26 protein-coding genes are annotated in these 14222 nt (G+C 61.8%); all 26 read left to right on the top strand.

What is annotated here, in order from left to right:
• Window positions 1-249 precede the first annotated feature (249 nt).
• The 26 genes from rpsJ to rpmJ all read left to right on the top strand — a co-directional run bounded on the left by rpsJ (window position 250) and on the right by rpmJ (window position 14119).
• On the top strand, window positions 250-555 hold the full coding sequence (gene rpsJ, locus ATN37_RS14155; protein WP_003938093.1) for a 30S ribosomal protein S10: 306 nt from the start codon (window positions 250-252) through the stop codon (window positions 553-555).
• 17 nt (window positions 556-572) lie between these two features.
• Window positions 573-1229, top strand: a complete 657-nt coding sequence (rplC, locus tag ATN37_RS14150) for a 50S ribosomal protein L3 (RefSeq protein ID WP_003940826.1) — start codon at window positions 573-575, stop codon at window positions 1227-1229.
• Window positions 1226-1900: a 50S ribosomal protein L4 gene (rplD, locus tag ATN37_RS14145; protein WP_003940723.1), complete on the top strand. Its 675-nt coding sequence runs from the start codon at window positions 1226-1228 to the stop codon at window positions 1898-1900. The genes rplC and rplD overlap by 4 nt, the downstream gene beginning before the upstream one ends.
• Window positions 1897-2202 carry a 50S ribosomal protein L23 gene (gene rplW / locus ATN37_RS14140; RefSeq protein ID WP_003940990.1) on the top strand — a complete coding sequence of 102 codons (306 nt, stop codon included), beginning with the start codon at window positions 1897-1899 and terminating at the stop codon, window positions 2200-2202. Before rplD ends, rplW begins: the two co-directional genes overlap by 4 nt.
• Before the next feature lie 39 nt (window positions 2203-2241).
• Entirely contained in the window at window positions 2242-3078 is an 837-nt protein-coding gene (gene rplB, locus ATN37_RS14135) for a 50S ribosomal protein L2 (protein WP_003940895.1), read from the top strand.
• 13 nt (window positions 3079-3091) lie between these two features.
• Window positions 3092-3373, top strand: a complete 282-nt coding sequence (gene rpsS / locus ATN37_RS14130) for a 30S ribosomal protein S19 (protein WP_003940820.1) — start codon at window positions 3092-3094, stop codon at window positions 3371-3373.
• Window positions 3370-3774, top strand: coding sequence for a 50S ribosomal protein L22 (gene rplV, locus ATN37_RS14125; RefSeq protein WP_003940717.1), 405 nt, complete (start codon window positions 3370-3372; stop codon window positions 3772-3774). Before rpsS ends, rplV begins: the two co-directional genes overlap by 4 nt.
• On the top strand, window positions 3774-4580 hold the full coding sequence (gene rpsC, locus ATN37_RS14120) for a 30S ribosomal protein S3 (protein ID WP_003941003.1): 807 nt from the start codon (window positions 3774-3776) through the stop codon (window positions 4578-4580). The genes rplV and rpsC overlap by 1 nt, the downstream gene beginning before the upstream one ends.
• A gap of 3 nt (window positions 4581-4583) precedes the next feature.
• Complete coding sequence (rplP, locus tag ATN37_RS14115; protein WP_003940899.1) at window positions 4584-5000, top strand: 50S ribosomal protein L16; 417 nt, start codon at window positions 4584-4586, stop codon at window positions 4998-5000.
• Window positions 5000-5236, top strand: coding sequence for a 50S ribosomal protein L29 (rpmC, locus tag ATN37_RS14110; protein WP_003940734.1), 237 nt, complete (start codon window positions 5000-5002; stop codon window positions 5234-5236). Before rplP ends, rpmC begins: the two co-directional genes overlap by 1 nt.
• Window positions 5233-5514, top strand: a complete 282-nt coding sequence (rpsQ, locus tag ATN37_RS14105; RefSeq protein ID WP_003941020.1) for a 30S ribosomal protein S17 — start codon at window positions 5233-5235, stop codon at window positions 5512-5514. Before rpmC ends, rpsQ begins: the two co-directional genes overlap by 4 nt.
• Window positions 5515-5860: 346 nt before the next feature.
• The gene (gene rplN, locus ATN37_RS14100) at window positions 5861-6229 is read left to right on the top strand and encodes a 50S ribosomal protein L14 (protein WP_003940951.1); all 369 of its coding nucleotides are present in this window, start codon (window positions 5861-5863) and stop codon (window positions 6227-6229) included.
• Window positions 6229-6546, top strand: coding sequence for a 50S ribosomal protein L24 (gene rplX, locus ATN37_RS14095; protein ID WP_003941019.1), 318 nt, complete (start codon window positions 6229-6231; stop codon window positions 6544-6546). The genes rplN and rplX overlap by 1 nt, the downstream gene beginning before the upstream one ends.
• Window position 6547: 1 nt before the next feature.
• Entirely contained in the window at window positions 6548-7114 is a 567-nt protein-coding gene (rplE, locus tag ATN37_RS14090) for a 50S ribosomal protein L5 (protein ID WP_003940924.1), read from the top strand.
• Window positions 7115-7118: 4 nt separating this feature from the next.
• Window positions 7119-7304 carry a type Z 30S ribosomal protein S14 gene (locus ATN37_RS14085; protein ID WP_003940698.1) on the top strand — a complete coding sequence of 62 codons (186 nt, stop codon included), beginning with the start codon at window positions 7119-7121 and terminating at the stop codon, window positions 7302-7304.
• A gap of 451 nt (window positions 7305-7755) precedes the next feature.
• The gene (gene rpsH / locus ATN37_RS14080) at window positions 7756-8154 is read left to right on the top strand and encodes a 30S ribosomal protein S8 (RefSeq protein ID WP_003940873.1); all 399 of its coding nucleotides are present in this window, start codon (window positions 7756-7758) and stop codon (window positions 8152-8154) included.
• Window positions 8155-8168: 14 nt separating this feature from the next.
• Complete coding sequence (gene rplF / locus ATN37_RS14075) at window positions 8169-8708, top strand: 50S ribosomal protein L6 (RefSeq protein ID WP_003940970.1); 540 nt, start codon at window positions 8169-8171, stop codon at window positions 8706-8708.
• Window position 8709: 1 nt separating this feature from the next.
• Complete coding sequence (rplR, locus tag ATN37_RS14070; protein ID WP_003940996.1) at window positions 8710-9117, top strand: 50S ribosomal protein L18; 408 nt, start codon at window positions 8710-8712, stop codon at window positions 9115-9117.
• Window positions 9118-9148: 31 nt separating this feature from the next.
• Window positions 9149-9820: a 30S ribosomal protein S5 gene (gene rpsE / locus ATN37_RS14065; protein ID WP_003940718.1), complete on the top strand. Its 672-nt coding sequence runs from the start codon at window positions 9149-9151 to the stop codon at window positions 9818-9820.
• Window positions 9820-9999, top strand: coding sequence for a 50S ribosomal protein L30 (rpmD, locus tag ATN37_RS14060; protein WP_003940751.1), 180 nt, complete (start codon window positions 9820-9822; stop codon window positions 9997-9999). The genes rpsE and rpmD overlap by 1 nt, the downstream gene beginning before the upstream one ends.
• Window positions 10000-10001: 2 nt before the next feature.
• On the top strand, window positions 10002-10445 hold the full coding sequence (gene rplO / locus ATN37_RS14055) for a 50S ribosomal protein L15 (protein ID WP_003940829.1): 444 nt from the start codon (window positions 10002-10004) through the stop codon (window positions 10443-10445).
• Between the two features lie 276 nt (window positions 10446-10721).
• Window positions 10722-12041 (top strand): preprotein translocase subunit SecY, encoded by a 1320-nt coding sequence (gene secY / locus ATN37_RS14050; protein ID WP_003940773.1) that lies wholly within the window; start codon window positions 10722-10724, stop codon window positions 12039-12041.
• Complete coding sequence (locus ATN37_RS14045; RefSeq protein WP_003940868.1) at window positions 12038-12583, top strand: adenylate kinase; 546 nt, start codon at window positions 12038-12040, stop codon at window positions 12581-12583. The genes secY and ATN37_RS14045 overlap by 4 nt, the downstream gene beginning before the upstream one ends.
• Entirely contained in the window at window positions 12583-13380 is a 798-nt protein-coding gene (map, locus tag ATN37_RS14040; RefSeq protein WP_003940806.1) for a type I methionyl aminopeptidase, read from the top strand. Before ATN37_RS14045 ends, map begins: the two co-directional genes overlap by 1 nt.
• A 313-nt stretch (window positions 13381-13693) precedes the next feature.
• Window positions 13694-13915 (top strand): translation initiation factor IF-1, encoded by a 222-nt coding sequence (gene infA, locus ATN37_RS14035; RefSeq protein WP_003418601.1) that lies wholly within the window; start codon window positions 13694-13696, stop codon window positions 13913-13915.
• A gap of 90 nt (window positions 13916-14005) precedes the next feature.
• Window positions 14006-14119, top strand: coding sequence for a 50S ribosomal protein L36 (gene rpmJ / locus ATN37_RS14030; RefSeq protein ID WP_003938068.1), 114 nt, complete (start codon window positions 14006-14008; stop codon window positions 14117-14119).
• The last annotated feature ends 103 nt before the right edge of the window (window positions 14120-14222 follow it).

Below are 14222 nucleotides of genomic sequence, written 5' to 3'. Positions count from 1 at the left end.
GAAAGATTGTCCGGCGCAGGATGAGTGAGAAGGCGACACGCCCGACCGCGTGTACCGGAGAACAATGACAAACGAACAGCGGCAGCAGATCCTGATCTCGATCCGAATCTCGGTACTCCCGAGAACTTGGACTTGGTCCCGATCGCTTCAGTGTTCGTCGTGTCATCGTCCAGGCAAGGACTGTGCAGACGAGGTAGCTCGAGCCTGACCAGGCGGGCTACGAAACGCGGCAAGAAAAGGACACTAAGCGTGGCGGGACAAAAGATCCGCATCAGGCTCAAGGCCTACGACCACGAGGCGATCGACGCGTCAGCGCGCAAGATCGTCGAGACGGTAACCCGTACGGGTGCCCGCGTCGTTGGACCTGTGCCGTTGCCGACCGAGAAGAACGTATATTGCGTCATCCGCTCGCCGCACAAGTACAAGGACTCGCGCGAGCACTTCGAGATGCGTACTCACAAGCGGCTGATCGACATTCTCGACCCGACGCCGAAGACGGTTGACGCGCTCATGCGCATCGACCTTCCGGCCAGTGTCGACGTGAACATTCAGTGACGGCGGAGACAAAAACAATGACTGATACCAAGATCAAGGGAATCCTGGGCACCAAGCTCGGCATGACCCAGGTCTTCGACGAGAACAACCGGGTTGTCCCGGTCACCGTCGTGAAGGCTGGGCCGAACGTCGTAACCCAGATCCGTACCGAAGAGCGTGACGGCTACAGCGCCGTTCAGCTCGCGTTCGGCGCCATCGACCCGCGCAAGGTGAACAAGCCGACTTCCGGCCAGTTCACCAAGGCTGGTGTGACCCCGCGTCGCCACGTAGTGGAGCTCCGCGTTGCGGACACCTCCGACTACGAGGTCGGCCAGGAGCTCACCGCCGAGGTCTTCGAGGACGGCGCATACGTCGACGTCACCGGAACCAGCAAGGGCAAGGGCTTCGCCGGAACCATGAAGCGTCACGGCTTCAAGGGACAGGGCGCGTCGCACGGTACCCAGGCTGTTCACCGCCGCCCGGGCTCCATCGGTGGCTGTGCAACTCCCGGCCGCGTGTTCAAGGGCATGCGCATGTCCGGACGCATGGGTAGCGACCGCATCACGACGCAGAACCTCTCGGTCCACAAGGTGGATGCAGAGAACGGCCTGCTGCTGATCAAGGGTGCGATCCCCGGCCGCAAGGGCGGCCTCGTGATCGTCAAGAGTGCAGTGAAGGGTGGTGCACGGGCATGACCAGCACCGAGACCAAGTTGACCCTGGACGTCAAGGTCGCCGGCGGCAAGACCAACGGCACCGTCGATCTCCCCGCTGAGATCTTCGACGCTCCGGCCAACATCGCGCTTCTCCATCAGGTTGTCGTCGCGCAGCTCGCAGCTGCTCGTCAGGGAACCCACTCCACCAAGACCCGCGGCGACGTCCGCGGCGGTGGCAAGAAGCCGTACCGCCAGAAGGGCACCGGCCGCGCACGCCAGGGCTCGACTCGCGCACCGCAGTTCGTCGGCGGCGGAACCGTTCACGGCCCGCAGCCGCGTGACTACAGCCAGCGCACCCCCAAGAAGATGAAGGCAGCCGCTCTTCGCGGAGCCCTCTCTGACCGCGCACGCAACGAGCGCATCCACGTCATCACCGAACTGGTTGCAGGGCAGACGCCTTCGACCAAGGGCGCAATCGCGTTCCTCGGCGAGATTTCGGATCGCAAGAAGCTGCTGCTCGTCGTGGGTCGCCAGGATGTAGCCGCTTGGAAGAGCGTGCAGAACCTGGAAGGCGTGCATCCCATTGCACCCGACCAGCTCAACACCTACGACGTGCTCAATGCAGACGATGTCGTGTTCAGCGTCGAGGCACTCAACGCGTTCATCCACGGGCCCGCAGAGAGCGCTCAGAACAAGGAGGACGCCAAGTGAGCACCATCGCTGACCCCCGCGACATCCTGCTCGCTCCGGTCATCTCCGAGAAGTCCTACGGACTGATCGAGGAAGGCACCTACACCTTCCTGGTGCACCCGGACTCGAACAAGACGCAGATCAAGATTGCCGTCGAGAAGGTCTTCGGCGTCAAGGTGACCAGCGTCAACACCGCCAACCGTCAGGGCAAGCGTAAGCGGACCCGATTCGGTTACGGCAAGCGCAAGGACACCAAGCGCGCGCTCGTGACCCTGTCCGCTGACAGCAAGCCCATCGAGATCTTCGGAGGACCGGTCGCGTAAGCGCCGGGACTTGACGAGACATAGAGGACGAGAAGACTCATGGCAATCCGTAAGTACAAGCCGACAACACCGGGCCGTCGTGGCTCGAGCGTCTCGGACTTCGCCGAGATCACTCGGTCGACCCCCGAGAAGTCGCTGGTTCGCCCGCTGCACGGTCGCGGTGGACGTAACGCACACGGTCGTATCACCACCCGTCACAAGGGTGGCGGACACAAGCGTGCATACCGACTGATCGATTTCCGTCGCAACGACAAGGACGGCATCCCGGCAAAGGTCGCTCACATCGAGTACGACCCCAACCGCACAGCAAACATCGCACTCCTGCATTACGCAGACGGTGAGAAGCGCTACATCATCGCCCCCAAGGGCCTGGTGCAGGGTTCACCGGTCGAGTCCGGTGCAGGCGCCGACATCAAGCCGGGCAACAACCTGCCGCTGCGCAACATCCCGACTGGTACCACCATCCACGGTGTGGAACTGCGTCCCGGCGGCGGAGCCAAGATGGCTCGTTCCGCAGGCGCCAGCATCCAGCTCCTCGGTAAGGAAGGCAGCTACGCCACGCTGCGTATGCCTTCCGGTGAAATCCGTCGCGTCGACGTGCGCTGCCGCGCATCCGTCGGCGAGGTCGGCAACGCCGAGCAGTCGAACATCAACTGGGGCAAGGCCGGCCGTATGCGTTGGAAGGGCAAGCGCCCGACCGTTCGTGGTGTCGTGATGAACCCGGTCGACCACCCGCACGGTGGCGGCGAGGGCAAGACCTCAGGTGGACGCCACCCGGTCAGCCCGTGGGGTAAGCCTGAAGGCCGTACCCGCAAGAACAAGGCAAGCGACAAGATGATCGTCCGTCGCCGCCGCACCGGCAAGAACAAGCGCTAGGAGGGAGTGAAGGATGCCACGCAGCCTTAAGAAGGGCCCGTTCGTCGATGACCACCTCCTCGCGAAGGTGGATGTACAGAACGAAAAGGGAACCAAGCAGGTCATCAAGACCTGGTCCCGTCGTTCGACAATCATCCCGGACTTCATCGGCCACACGTTTGCAGTTCACGACGGCCGCAAGCACGTCCCCGTGTTCGTTTCCGACTCCATGGTCGGACACAAGCTCGGAGAGTTTGCACCGACCCGCACGTTCAAGGGTCACATCAAGGATGATCGGAAGGCGAAGAGGCGATGAGCAACACCGAAACCGCCAACCCGACTGCCAAGGCTGTAGCGAAGCACGTTCGCGTTACGCCGATGAAGGCACGTCGAGTTGTGGACCTGGTCCGCGGGCGCTCGGTTGAAGACGCCCTGAACATCCTGAAGTTCGCGCCGCAGGCAGCGAGCGAGCCGGTCGCCAAGGTGATCGCCTCCGCAGCAGCCAACGCCGAGAACAACCTCGACCTCGACCCCAGCACGCTTGTCGTTGCTACGGCGTTCGTGGACGAGGGCGCGACCCTCAAGCGGTTCCAGCCGCGTGCACAGGGACGTGCGTTCCGTATTCGCAAGCGCACCAGTCACATCACCGTGATCGTGGAGAGCCTGCCGAAGACCGGAACATCGACCCGTAATCGCCGGAAGGGAAGTGCTCAGTAGTGGGCCAGAAAATCAACCCGCACGGCTTCCGTCTCGGCATCACCACCGACTGGAAGTCTCGCTGGTACGCAGACAAGCAGTACGCGGAGTACGTCAAGGAAGACGTCGCGATCCGTAAGCTCCTCGCCACCGGCATGGAGCGCGCAGGAATCGCGAAGGTCGAAATCGAGCGCACCCGTGACCGTGTTCGCGTGGACATCCACACTGCACGTCCGGGCATCGTCATCGGCCGCCGCGGCGCCGAAGCCGATCGCATCCGCTCCGAGCTCGAGAAGCTGACCGGCAAGCAGGTTCAGCTGAACATCCTCGAGGTCAAGAACGCAGAAGCTGAAGCACAGCTCGTCGCACAGGGTGTGGCCGAGCAGCTCTCGAACCGCGTTGCCTTCCGTCGTGCAATGCGCAAGGCCATCCAGTCGGCCATGCGTCAGCCCAACGTCAAGGGAATCCGCGTTCAGTGCTCCGGTCGTCTCGGCGGCGCCGAGATGTCCCGGTCGGAGTTCTACCGCGAAGGCCGTGTGCCGCTGCACACGCTTCGTGCGGACATCGACTACGGCCTCTACGAGGCCAAGACCACCTTCGGTCGCATCGGCGTCAAGGTCTGGATCTACAAGGGCGACATCGTCGGTGGCAAGCGTGAGCTCGCCGCCAACACGGCCGCACCGGCCGGGGATCGCCCGCGTCGTGAGCGTCCGAGCCGTCCGCGTCGTTCCGGTGCCACCGGTACCACTGCGACCAGCACCGAGGCCGGCCGCGCAGCGACCGCAACCGCCGATGCTCCCGCAACTGAACAGAATCAGGAGGGCTGACGCATGTTGATCCCACGGCGGGTCAAGCACCGCAAGCAGCACCACCCGAGCCGTTCGGGTGCCGCCAAGGGCGGTACCCAGGTGACCTTCGGTGACTACGGCATCCAGGCTCTCGAGCCTGCCTACATCACCAACCGGCAGATCGAGTCCGCTCGTATCGCCATGACTCGGCACATCAAGCGTGGCGGCAAGATCTGGATCAACATCTTCCCGGATCGCCCCCTCACGAAGAAGCCGGCCGAAACCCGAATGGGTTCCGGTAAGGGTTCGCCCGAGTGGTGGATTGCCAACGTCAAGCCCGGACGCGTTCTGTTCGAGATGACATACCCCAACGAGGAGATTGCTCGCGAGGCCCTGCGCCGCGCGATGCACAAGCTCCCGTGCAAGTGCCGGATCGTGACCAGAGAGGAGCAGTTCTGATGGCTACTGGAACCCCAGCAGCAGAGCTCCGCGAGCTCAGTGAAGACGAGCTGGTCACCCGGCTCCGTGAGTCGAAGGAAGAGCTTTTCAACCTTCGTTTCCAGATGGCTACCGGCCAGATGGACAACAACCGACGACTGCGCACCGTTCGTCACGAGATCGCGCGCATCTACACCGTCCTGCGTGAGCGTGAGCTCGGACTCGCTGTGGGTCCGGATGCAGGTGACGCGGCATGAGTGAGGAAAAAGCAGTGAGCACAGAAGAGCGCGCGAGCCGTAAGGTCCGTGTCGGATACGTCGTGTCCGACAAGATGGAAAAGACGATCGTGGTCGAGCTCGAAGACCGCGTCAAGCACAAGCTCTACGGCAAGATCATCCGCCGTACGACCAAGGTGAAGGCGCACGACGAGAACGGCGTTGCCGGCGTCGGCGACCGCGTTCAGCTGATGGAAACCCGTCCGCTGTCCGCGACGAAGCACTGGCGTCTGGTCGAGGTCCTCGAAAAGGCCAAGTAAGCCTGATCGAATCCTCGAGCTGATCGAGTATCACCGAATGGCCCGCTTCCCCTTGGGGGAGTGGGCCATTTGGCTTTCCGGGGGCTTTCGGGGCTTTCCGGGCGAAGGGTTCGAGTTGCGTCGAGTACGGCTGATTTGGTATTCGGTGAACCCTTCCCTACAATAGAACGGTTGCCTGTGGCAGAGGTGTGTCTTCACGTGCGCAGCTCGAACGGTGCTTGCAGTGATCGTCTCCCGACGTCAGTCGGTGGGACTGCAGCTCAGACACGACGCAGGTGGCAACAATGACCGCGCGCACCGGGTCGGTAATCCGTTGCGCACGAAATTCCAGGTCTAGGGAGATCAAGTGATTCAGCAGGAGTCGCGAGTTCGCGTCGCTGATAACACGGGTGCCAAGGAAATCCTTTGCATCCGCGTTCTCGGCGGTTCGTCACGTCGCTACGCCGGGATCGGTGACGTCATCGTCGCCACCGTCAAGGACGCAATCCCCGGTGGAAACATCAAGAAGGGTGAGGTCGTCAAGGCCGTCATCGTTCGCACGACCAAGGAGCGCCGTCGTCCGGACGGTTCCTACATCAAGTTCGACGAGAACGCTGCAGTGCTCATCAAGGCTGACAGTGATCCCCGTGGAACCCGCATCTTCGGACCCGTCGGCCGTGAGCTGCGCGAGAAGAAGTTCATGAAGATCGTTTCGCTTGCCCCGGAGGTGCTGTGATGAAGGTGCACAAGGGTGACACCGTTCTGGTCATCGCCGGCAAGGACAAGGGCGCGAAGGGCAAGGTCATTCAGGCCTACCCCGCGACCGACAAGGTCCTCGTCGAAGGCGTGAACCGAATCAAGAAGCACACCGCGGTTTCCGCGAACGAGCGCGGAGCATCCTCCGGCGGCATCGTTACGCAGGAAGCCCCGATCCACGTTTCCAACGTTGCAGTCGTCGACTCGGACGGAAACCCCACCCGCGTGGGGTACCGCACCGACGAAGAGTCCGGCAAGCGCGTTCGGATTTCCCGGAAGAACGGGAAGGACATCTGACATGACCTCCACCGAAAACAAGGTCCAGCCGCGCCTCAAGGCACGCTACCGCGCTGAGATCAAGGACGCGCTCAACAGCGAGTTCGACTACTCGAACGTCATGCAGATCCCCGGCGTCGTTAAGGTTGTCGTCAACATGGGCGTCGGCGACGCTGCCCGTGACGCCAAGCTGATCAACGGCGCTGTCCATGACCTGTCGCTGATCACGGGCCAGAAGCCCGAGATCCGCAAGGCACGTAAGTCCATCGCGCAGTTCAAGCTCCGCGAAGGTATGCCCATCGGTGCACGCGTCACCCTCCGTGGTGACCGCATGTGGGAGTTCCTGGACCGCCTCGTGTCTGTCGCTCTGCCCCGTATCCGCGACTTCCGCGGTCTCTCGGGCAACCAGTTCGACGGCAACGGCAACTACACGTTCGGCCTCAACGAGCAGTCGATGTTCCACGAGATCGACGTGGACAAGATCGATCGCCCCCGCGGCATGGACATCACCGTCGTGACCACCGCAACCAACAACGAAGAAGGCCGTGCACTGCTCAAGCACCTCGGCTTCCCGTTCAAGGAGAACTGAGCGCATGGCTAAGAAGGCATTGGTCAACAAGGCCAACAAGAAGCCCAAGTTCGCGGTTCGCGCCTACACCCGCTGCCAGCGGTGCGGTCGCCCGCACTCGGTGTTCCGCAAGTTCGGCTTGTGCCGTATCTGCGTTCGCGAGATGGCTCACGCCGGCGAGCTTCCCGGAGTTCGCAAGAGCTCTTGGTGATCTGAGGCCCTCGGGCTTCGTCACACCACGCATGTGAATGGGCGTGGGTTCCTTTGGAACCCACGCCCATTTGTGGTTTTCATCGAGATGTGAATCGTGCCGATCCTGAAAAGAACTGCCCCGCTGCGACTCTGGTTGAAAGCGATCATCGTTCGTCGGTGTCGTTCTTCGGTGCCGAACGAGCAGTTCAGATTTCGGGGTGCGTCGATAGCTTCCCGATCGCATCCTTCGGGCGGCAGTGGGGGAGGCGACATGGGATCCCGGTGGACACTTGCGCCAAAGTTCCCTACACTAGAGCGGTTGCCGTGGCTGACGCATGCGTTCAGCTCGGTGCGGTAACTTACGCCGTCTGACACAAGTCGGACGGCCCAGCCGAATTGCTGGAGGCCCACGATCGGATTCGTCCGGTGTTGCATGGGAACCACAGCGAGAAAGGTGTCGAGGTCGACCTATGACCATGACTGACCCCATCGCAGACTTCTTGACGCGTCTGCGCAACGCCAACACGGCGTACCACGATGAGGTGAAGCTTCCCCACTCGAAGATCAAGGCGAACATCGCCGAGATCCTCAAGCGCGAGGGCTACATCTCCGATTTCCGTACCGAAGACGCAGAGGTCGGCAAGACCCTCATCGTCGATCTGAAGTACGGTCCCAGCCGCGAGCGTAGCCTCGCCGGCGTGCGTCGCGTTTCCAAGCCCGGTCTCCGGGTTTACGCGAAGTCCACCAACCTGCCCAAGGTCCTCGGAGGCCTCGGCGTGGCCATCATCTCCACGTCGTCCGGTCTGCTCACCGATCGCCAGGCGGCCAATCAAGGAGTAGGCGGGGAAGTCCTCGCCTACGTCTGGTAAGGGAGGCCACCACAATGTCGCGTATTGGAAAGATTCCGGTCACCGTCCCCGCGGGCGTTGACGTCACGATCAGCGGCCAGGATGTCACCGTCAAGGGTCCCAAGGGCACCCTCGCGCTGACCATCTCCGAGCCCATCGCAATCGAAAAGGCAGAGGACGGCTCGCTGAGCGTCACGCGCCCCGACGACGAGCGTCGTAGCCGCGCGCTGCACGGTCTGTCGCGGACCCTGGTTGCGAACATCATCACCGGTGTCACCGAGGGTTACACGAAGAAGATGGAGATCCACGGTGTTGGTTACCGTGTGGCACTGAAGGGCAAGGACCTCGAGTTCGCGCTCGGCTTCAGCCACCCGGTGCCGATCGAGGCTCCTGAAGGCATCACCTTCGTCGTCGAGTCGCCCACCCGGTTCTCGGTGTCCGGCATCGACAAGCAGAAGGTCGGGCAGATCTCGGCCAACATCCGTCGTCTCCGTCGTCCGGACCCGTACAAGGGTAAGGGCGTGCGTTACGAGGGTGAGCAGATCCGCCGCAAGGTCGGAAAGACGGGTAAGTGATATGAGCCAGACTGCAAACCAGAAAGCCAAGCGGATTCCGCTGGGCAAGGATGCGTCCACCAAGCGTCGTCTCTCGAAGACGCGTCGTCACTTCCGTCTCCGCAAGAAGGTCTCCGGCACGCCCGAGCGTCCCCGCTTGGTCGTCAACCGGTCCTCGCGCCACATCCACGTCCAGCTCGTGGACGACCTGGCCGGCCACACCCTGGCCTCCGCGTCGACCATCGAAGCAGACGTGCGCGTGGCAGAAGGCGACAAGAAGGCTGCGAGCGCGAAGGTCGGTCAGCTGATCGCCGAGCGCGCCAAGGCTGCCGGCGTGGAAGCAGTTGTCTTCGACCACGGCGGACACGGCTACCACGGTCGCATCGCGGCCCTGGCAGACGCGGCTCGCGAAGGCGGGTTGAAGTTCTGATGACCAACATTTTCAACGGAAGGACAGCCTGATGCCGGGACGTCAAAGGCGTGACGGCGGAAGCGGACCCGCCGGACAGAATGGCCCCAACAGCGGTGACAACAGCAACGCTCGTGGGGACAACCGTGGTGGCGGCCGTGACCGTCGCGACGGTGGCCGTGGCGGAAACGCTGCGGAGAAGTCACAGTTCATCGAGCGCGTTGTCACGATCAACCGCGTTTCCAAGGTCGTCAAGGGTGGTCGTCGCTTCAGCTTCACCGCTCTGGTGATCGTCGGAGACGGCAACGGACTGGTCGGCGTCGGCTACGGAAAGGCCAAGGAAGTTCCCGCGGCCATCCAGAAGGGTGTCGAGGAGGCTCGCAAGAGCTTCTTCCGCGTCCCGATGATCGCCAACACCATCACTCACCCCGTTCAGGGTGAGGCTGCTGCCGGCATCGTCATGCTTCGCCCGGCAAGCCCCGGTACCGGTGTTATCGCCGGTGGCGCTGTGCGCGCCGTGCTGGAGTGCGCTGGTATCGCGGACATCCTGTCGAAGTCGCTCGGTAGCGACAACGCCATCAACGTCGTGCATGCGACCGTTGCTGCGCTCAAGGGTCTGCAGCGTCCCGAGGAAGTTGCGGCTCGCCGCGGCCTCACCCTCGAAGAGGTTGCACCCGCCGGCATGCTTCGCGCTCGCGCACAGGCTGCTGGGAGTGTGAAGTAATGGCAGATCTCAAGGTCACTCAGATCAAGAGCATCATCGGGACCAAGCAGAACCAGAAGGATTCTCTGCGCACGCTGGGTCTCAAGGGCATCCGTCAGACCGTTGTTCGTGAGGACAACGCACAGAACCGCGGTCTGATCAACGTGGTGCGCCACCTCGTAACAGTTGAGGAGGTCTAACCATGACCATCAAACTGCACCACCTGCGCCCCGCTCCGGGATCCAAGTCCAACAAGATTCGTGTTGGACGCGGTGAGGGCGGCAAGCGTGGTAAGACCGCAGGTCGCGGTACCAAGGGCACCAAGGCACGTAACACCGTGCGCGTGGGCTTCGAGGGTGGACAGATGCCGCTTCACATGCGTCTGCCCAAGCTCAAGGGCTTCACGAACCCGTTCCGCGTCGAGTACCAGGTCGTCAATGTCGGCGACATCGCCCGTCTGTTCCCCGAAGGTGGAGCAATCACGGTCGAGGATCTCGTCGCCAAGGGCGCAGTCCGCAAGAACCAGCTCGTCAAGGTTCTGGGCGACGGCGAACTGACAGTTGCCGTTCAGGTGACCGTCGACAAGTTCACCGGTTCCGCCAAGGAAAAGATTGCTGCTGCCGGTGGTTCCGCCACCGAGCTGTGAGTGATCACGCGTAGCTAGTCCGATGGCCGCAGCGCAGCGTTTGCTGCGGTGCGGCCATCGGCGTCTACGAGGTCGTGTCACAGGTACGAGGTCGTGTCACAGATTGGTCGTGCATGCTCGGACGGGCCAGTATTCTGGTCACCGAGTGGCAAATGTATCTTCGGCTTACCCGGTTTTCGTGGTCTGCCCGCCTAGTTCCCAAATGCTCACTGTTAGAGTTCAAAAGTTCGACAGGTCAAAACGATCTGTCTCCCTACCGTCGTGCCAGGAGGATCTTTGCTTTCCGCCTTCGTCTCGGCCCTCAGGACCCCAGACCTGAGGCGGAAGATCCTCTTCACCCTCGGCTTGGTGGCTCTGTATCGGGTCGGCGCTCTCATCCCGTCCCCAGGTGTCGACTACGGCCGTGTGCGTCAGTGCATCGATATCGCCAACTCCGGTGACTCAGCAGGTATCTACTCGCTGATCAACCTGTTCTCCGGCGGCGCTCTGCTGCAGATGTCGATCTTTGCGATCGGCATCATGCCGTACATCACGGCGAGCATCATCGTGCAGCTCCTGACCGTGGTGATTCCGAAGTTCGAGGAACTTCGGAAAGAAGGCCAGTCCGGCCAGGCCAAGATGACGCAGTACACGCGTTACCTGTCCATTGCTCTGGCAATCCTGCAGTCGACCGGCATCGTCGCTCTTGCGGCACGCGGACAGTTGCTCCAGGGCTGTGACGACATCATCGCCGACAAGTCGATCTTCGGTCTTGTCATCATCGTGCTGGTCATGACTGCCGGTGCTGCCATGGTCATGTGGTTCGGCGAGGTCATCACCGAACGTGGCGTCGGCAACGGTATGTCCCTCCTCATCTTCGCCGGTATCGCATCGCGTATCCCGAGCGAGGGCAAGGCAATCCTCGACAGCCGTGGTCCGCTGGTCTTCGCCTTCGTCTGCCTCGCAGCGCTGCTGATCATCGCCGGTGTCGTCTTCGTCGAGCAGGGTCAGCGTCGTATCCCGGTGCAGTACGCGAAGCGGATGGTCGGACGCAAGATGTACGGCGGATCCTCGACGTACCTGCCTCTGAAGGTGAACCAGGCCGGCGTCATCCCGGTGATCTTCGCGTCTTCACTGCTGTACCTCCCGAACTTGATTGCACAGCTGACTTCGGCCAGTACAGCGGTCGACCCCAGTTGGTGGCAGCGCCTCATCAACACCTACCTGGTGAACCCGGCCAACCCGGTGTACATCGCGATCTACTTCGGCCTGATCGTCTTCTTCACGTACTTCTACGTCGCCATCACCTTCAATCCCGAAGAGCGCGCCGACGAGATGAAGAAGTTCGGCGGCTTCATCCCCGGTATCCGACCCGGTCAGCCGACCGCGGACTACCTCAACTACGTGCTGAGTCGCATCACCCTTCCGGGTGCGATTTACCTCGGCACCATTGCTGTTCTGCCCAACCTGTTCCTCGACATCGGGAACGGCGGCGGCGCGCAGAACCTGCCGTTCGGTGGCACCGCGGTGCTGATCATGGTCAGCGTCGGCCTGGACACCGTGAAGCAGATCGAGAGTCAGCTAATGCAGCGTAACTATGAAGGGTTCCTCAAGTGAGACTTGTCCTCCTTGGTCCTCCCGGTGCCGGCAAGGGCACCCAGGCCGCTATCTTGTCCGAGAAGTTCGGCGTTCCCCATATCTCCACGGGTGATCTCTTCCGCGCGAACATCGGTCAGGCCACCGCTCTCGGTGTGGAAGCAAAGAAGTACATCGACGCCGGCGAACTCGTACCGAGCTCGATCACCAACGACATGGTGAAGGCTCGCGTCGCAGAACCGGACGCAGCAAACGGTTTCCTTCTCGACGGGTTTCCGCGCTCGGTCGAACAGGCTCAGGCACTCGAGGGAATCTTGAAGGATCTCGACACCAAGCTCGACGGTGTCCTCTCCTTCGTCGTCGACGAGGACATCGTGGTCGAGCGTATGCTCGCCCGCGGTCGTGCCGACGACACCGAGGACGTCATTCGCAACCGACTCCGGGTCTACCGCGACGAGACGTCACCGCTGTTCGATTACTACAAGGACAGCATCGTCTCCGTCGACGCGATCGGCGAGGTCGAAGAGGTCAACGCTCGCGCACTGGCAGCGTTGGGTAAGTAATGGTCTTCGGGCGCAAACGCAAGGTTGTTCCGTTCCGCTCCGCGGGCGAACTCGACGCGATGGCTGCTGCCGGCGCGATCGTGGGTTCGGCTCTGGTGGCGGTTCGCGCTGCGGCGAAGCCCGGTGTCAGCACTTTGGAATTGAACGCGGTCGCTGAATCCGTCATTCGTGACGCCGGCGCCGTGCCCTCGTTCCTCGGGTACCACGGCTTCACCGGCTCGATCTGCTCTTCGGTCAACGATCGCGTCGTTCACGGAATCCCTTCTGCTCAGGACATCCTGGCTGAAGGCGACCTGGTTTCCATCGACTGTGGCGCGATCCTCGACGGTTGGCACGGTGACTCCGCTTGGACGTTCGGTGTCGGTGAGATCAGCGTCGCCGATCAGGAGCTCAGCGAAGCCACTCGGCTTTCCATGGAAGCCGGGATCGCGGCAATGATCGCCGGCAACCGTCTGACGGATGTTTCGCACGCGATCGAGGTCGGTACTCATGCCGCCGAGAAGTTGCACGGTCGTTCCTACGGCATCGTCGACGGATACGGCGGACACGGAATCGGCCGGGAAATGCACATGGATCCGTTCCTCGCCAATGAAGGTGCCCCGGGTAAGGGTCCTGAACTGGTTGTCGGATCGTGCCTGGCGATTGAGCCGATGCTCACGCTCGGCACCACCGACACGGTGATTCTCGACGACGACTGGACCGTTGTGACGACCGACGGGTCCCGTGCGGCGCACTGGGAACACACTGTCGCAGTGACCGAAGACGGTCCGCGGATTCTGACACTCCGGCCGGAGTAGTCGACACAGTCGCTGACAAGTGTTGGCAGCGAGCATGATTCATGTTCGAGAAGTCCCAGCCTCATTTCGAGGCTGGGACTTTTTCGATGGGGGAGCGGTGTGCGTCGTCACCCTGACCGGAGGCGCATTTGGCCTGGTCGTTTACATCGCGTAACATGGCTAGGCGGTGCGCTATGCGCGTCGATAGTTCTTGTGCCTACGCCCGGATCGCTCCGGGATCGGGCTTTCGAACTGCCGACGATCTTTCCATTGCGTGCCAATGTAACGGAAGCCGATGCACGAAGCATGCCAAACCAAACGGATCGCGGAGGATATGGCTAAGAAAGACGGGGCCATCGAGGTCGAAGGACGAGTAGTCGAGCCGCTGCCCAATGCGATGTTCCGCATTGAGCTCGAGAATGGCCACAAGGTCCTCGCCCACATCAGCGGAAAGATGCGTCAGCACTACATTCGCATCCTCCCGGAAGATCGCGTTGTCGTAGAGCTCTCGCCCTACGATTTGTCGCGCGGACGCATCGTTTACCGCTACAAGTAACGAACTTCCCGGACCTGACCTGGGTCAGGGAGAAGTATGTCTGCTGCGGTTCATCGCGGCGGGCTGCGACAAAACAGGAGATCAGAAGACGTGAAGGTTCAGCCGAGCGTCAAGAAGATCTGCGAGAAGTGCAAAGTGATTCGCCGTAACGGTCGAGTCATGGTGATCTGCGAGAACCTGCGTCACAAGCAGCGTCAGGGCTAGATCTAGCTTTTCGAAGATCTGCTTGGCAACAAGCAAAGAAGACCTCCCAGTACCAGCCATTGTTGACGAGACCCCACGCGATCGTTCACCGATCGCCAAGGTC

Source organism: Rhodococcus sp. MH15, from assembly GCF_019266045.1.
Classification (GTDB): Bacteria; Actinomycetota; Actinomycetes; order Mycobacteriales; family Mycobacteriaceae; genus Rhodococcus_F; species Rhodococcus_F qingshengii.
Note: the sequence above shows the minus strand (reverse complement) of the source record. Positions and strands in the feature narration are given on the sequence as shown.

Excerpts from the sequence above, each read along its gene's own strand:
- rplC (WP_003940826.1), top strand. The coding sequence starts at position 573 with ATGACTGATACCAAGATCAAGGGAATCCTGGGCACCAAGCTCGGCATG.
- rplD (WP_003940723.1), top strand. The coding sequence starts at position 1,226 with ATGACCAGCACCGAGACCAAGTTGACCCTGGACGTCAAGGTCGCCGGC.
- rplB (WP_003940895.1), top strand. The coding sequence starts at position 2,242 with ATGGCAATCCGTAAGTACAAGCCGACAACACCGGGCCGTCGTGGCTCG.
- rpsS (WP_003940820.1), top strand. The coding sequence starts at position 3,092 with ATGCCACGCAGCCTTAAGAAGGGCCCGTTCGTCGATGACCACCTCCTC.
- rplV (WP_003940717.1), top strand. The coding sequence starts at position 3,370 with ATGAGCAACACCGAAACCGCCAACCCGACTGCCAAGGCTGTAGCGAAG.
- rplP (WP_003940899.1), top strand. The coding sequence starts at position 4,584 with ATGTTGATCCCACGGCGGGTCAAGCACCGCAAGCAGCACCACCCGAGC.
- rpmC (WP_003940734.1), top strand. The coding sequence starts at position 5,000 with ATGGCTACTGGAACCCCAGCAGCAGAGCTCCGCGAGCTCAGTGAAGAC.
- rpsQ (WP_003941020.1), top strand. The coding sequence starts at position 5,233 with ATGAGTGAGGAAAAAGCAGTGAGCACAGAAGAGCGCGCGAGCCGTAAG.
- rplX (WP_003941019.1), top strand. The coding sequence starts at position 6,229 with ATGAAGGTGCACAAGGGTGACACCGTTCTGGTCATCGCCGGCAAGGAC.
- rplE (WP_003940924.1), top strand. The coding sequence starts at position 6,548 with ATGACCTCCACCGAAAACAAGGTCCAGCCGCGCCTCAAGGCACGCTAC.
- ATN37_RS14085 (WP_003940698.1), top strand. The coding sequence starts at position 7,119 with ATGGCTAAGAAGGCATTGGTCAACAAGGCCAACAAGAAGCCCAAGTTC.
- rpsH (WP_003940873.1), top strand. The coding sequence starts at position 7,756 with ATGACCATGACTGACCCCATCGCAGACTTCTTGACGCGTCTGCGCAAC.
- rplF (WP_003940970.1), top strand. The coding sequence starts at position 8,169 with ATGTCGCGTATTGGAAAGATTCCGGTCACCGTCCCCGCGGGCGTTGAC.
- rplR (WP_003940996.1), top strand. The coding sequence starts at position 8,710 with ATGAGCCAGACTGCAAACCAGAAAGCCAAGCGGATTCCGCTGGGCAAG.
- rpsE (WP_003940718.1), top strand. The coding sequence starts at position 9,149 with ATGCCGGGACGTCAAAGGCGTGACGGCGGAAGCGGACCCGCCGGACAG.
- rpmD (WP_003940751.1), top strand. The coding sequence starts at position 9,820 with ATGGCAGATCTCAAGGTCACTCAGATCAAGAGCATCATCGGGACCAAG.
- rplO (WP_003940829.1), top strand. The coding sequence starts at position 10,002 with ATGACCATCAAACTGCACCACCTGCGCCCCGCTCCGGGATCCAAGTCC.
- map (WP_003940806.1), top strand. The coding sequence starts at position 12,583 with ATGGTCTTCGGGCGCAAACGCAAGGTTGTTCCGTTCCGCTCCGCGGGC.
- infA (WP_003418601.1), top strand. The coding sequence starts at position 13,694 with ATGGCTAAGAAAGACGGGGCCATCGAGGTCGAAGGACGAGTAGTCGAG.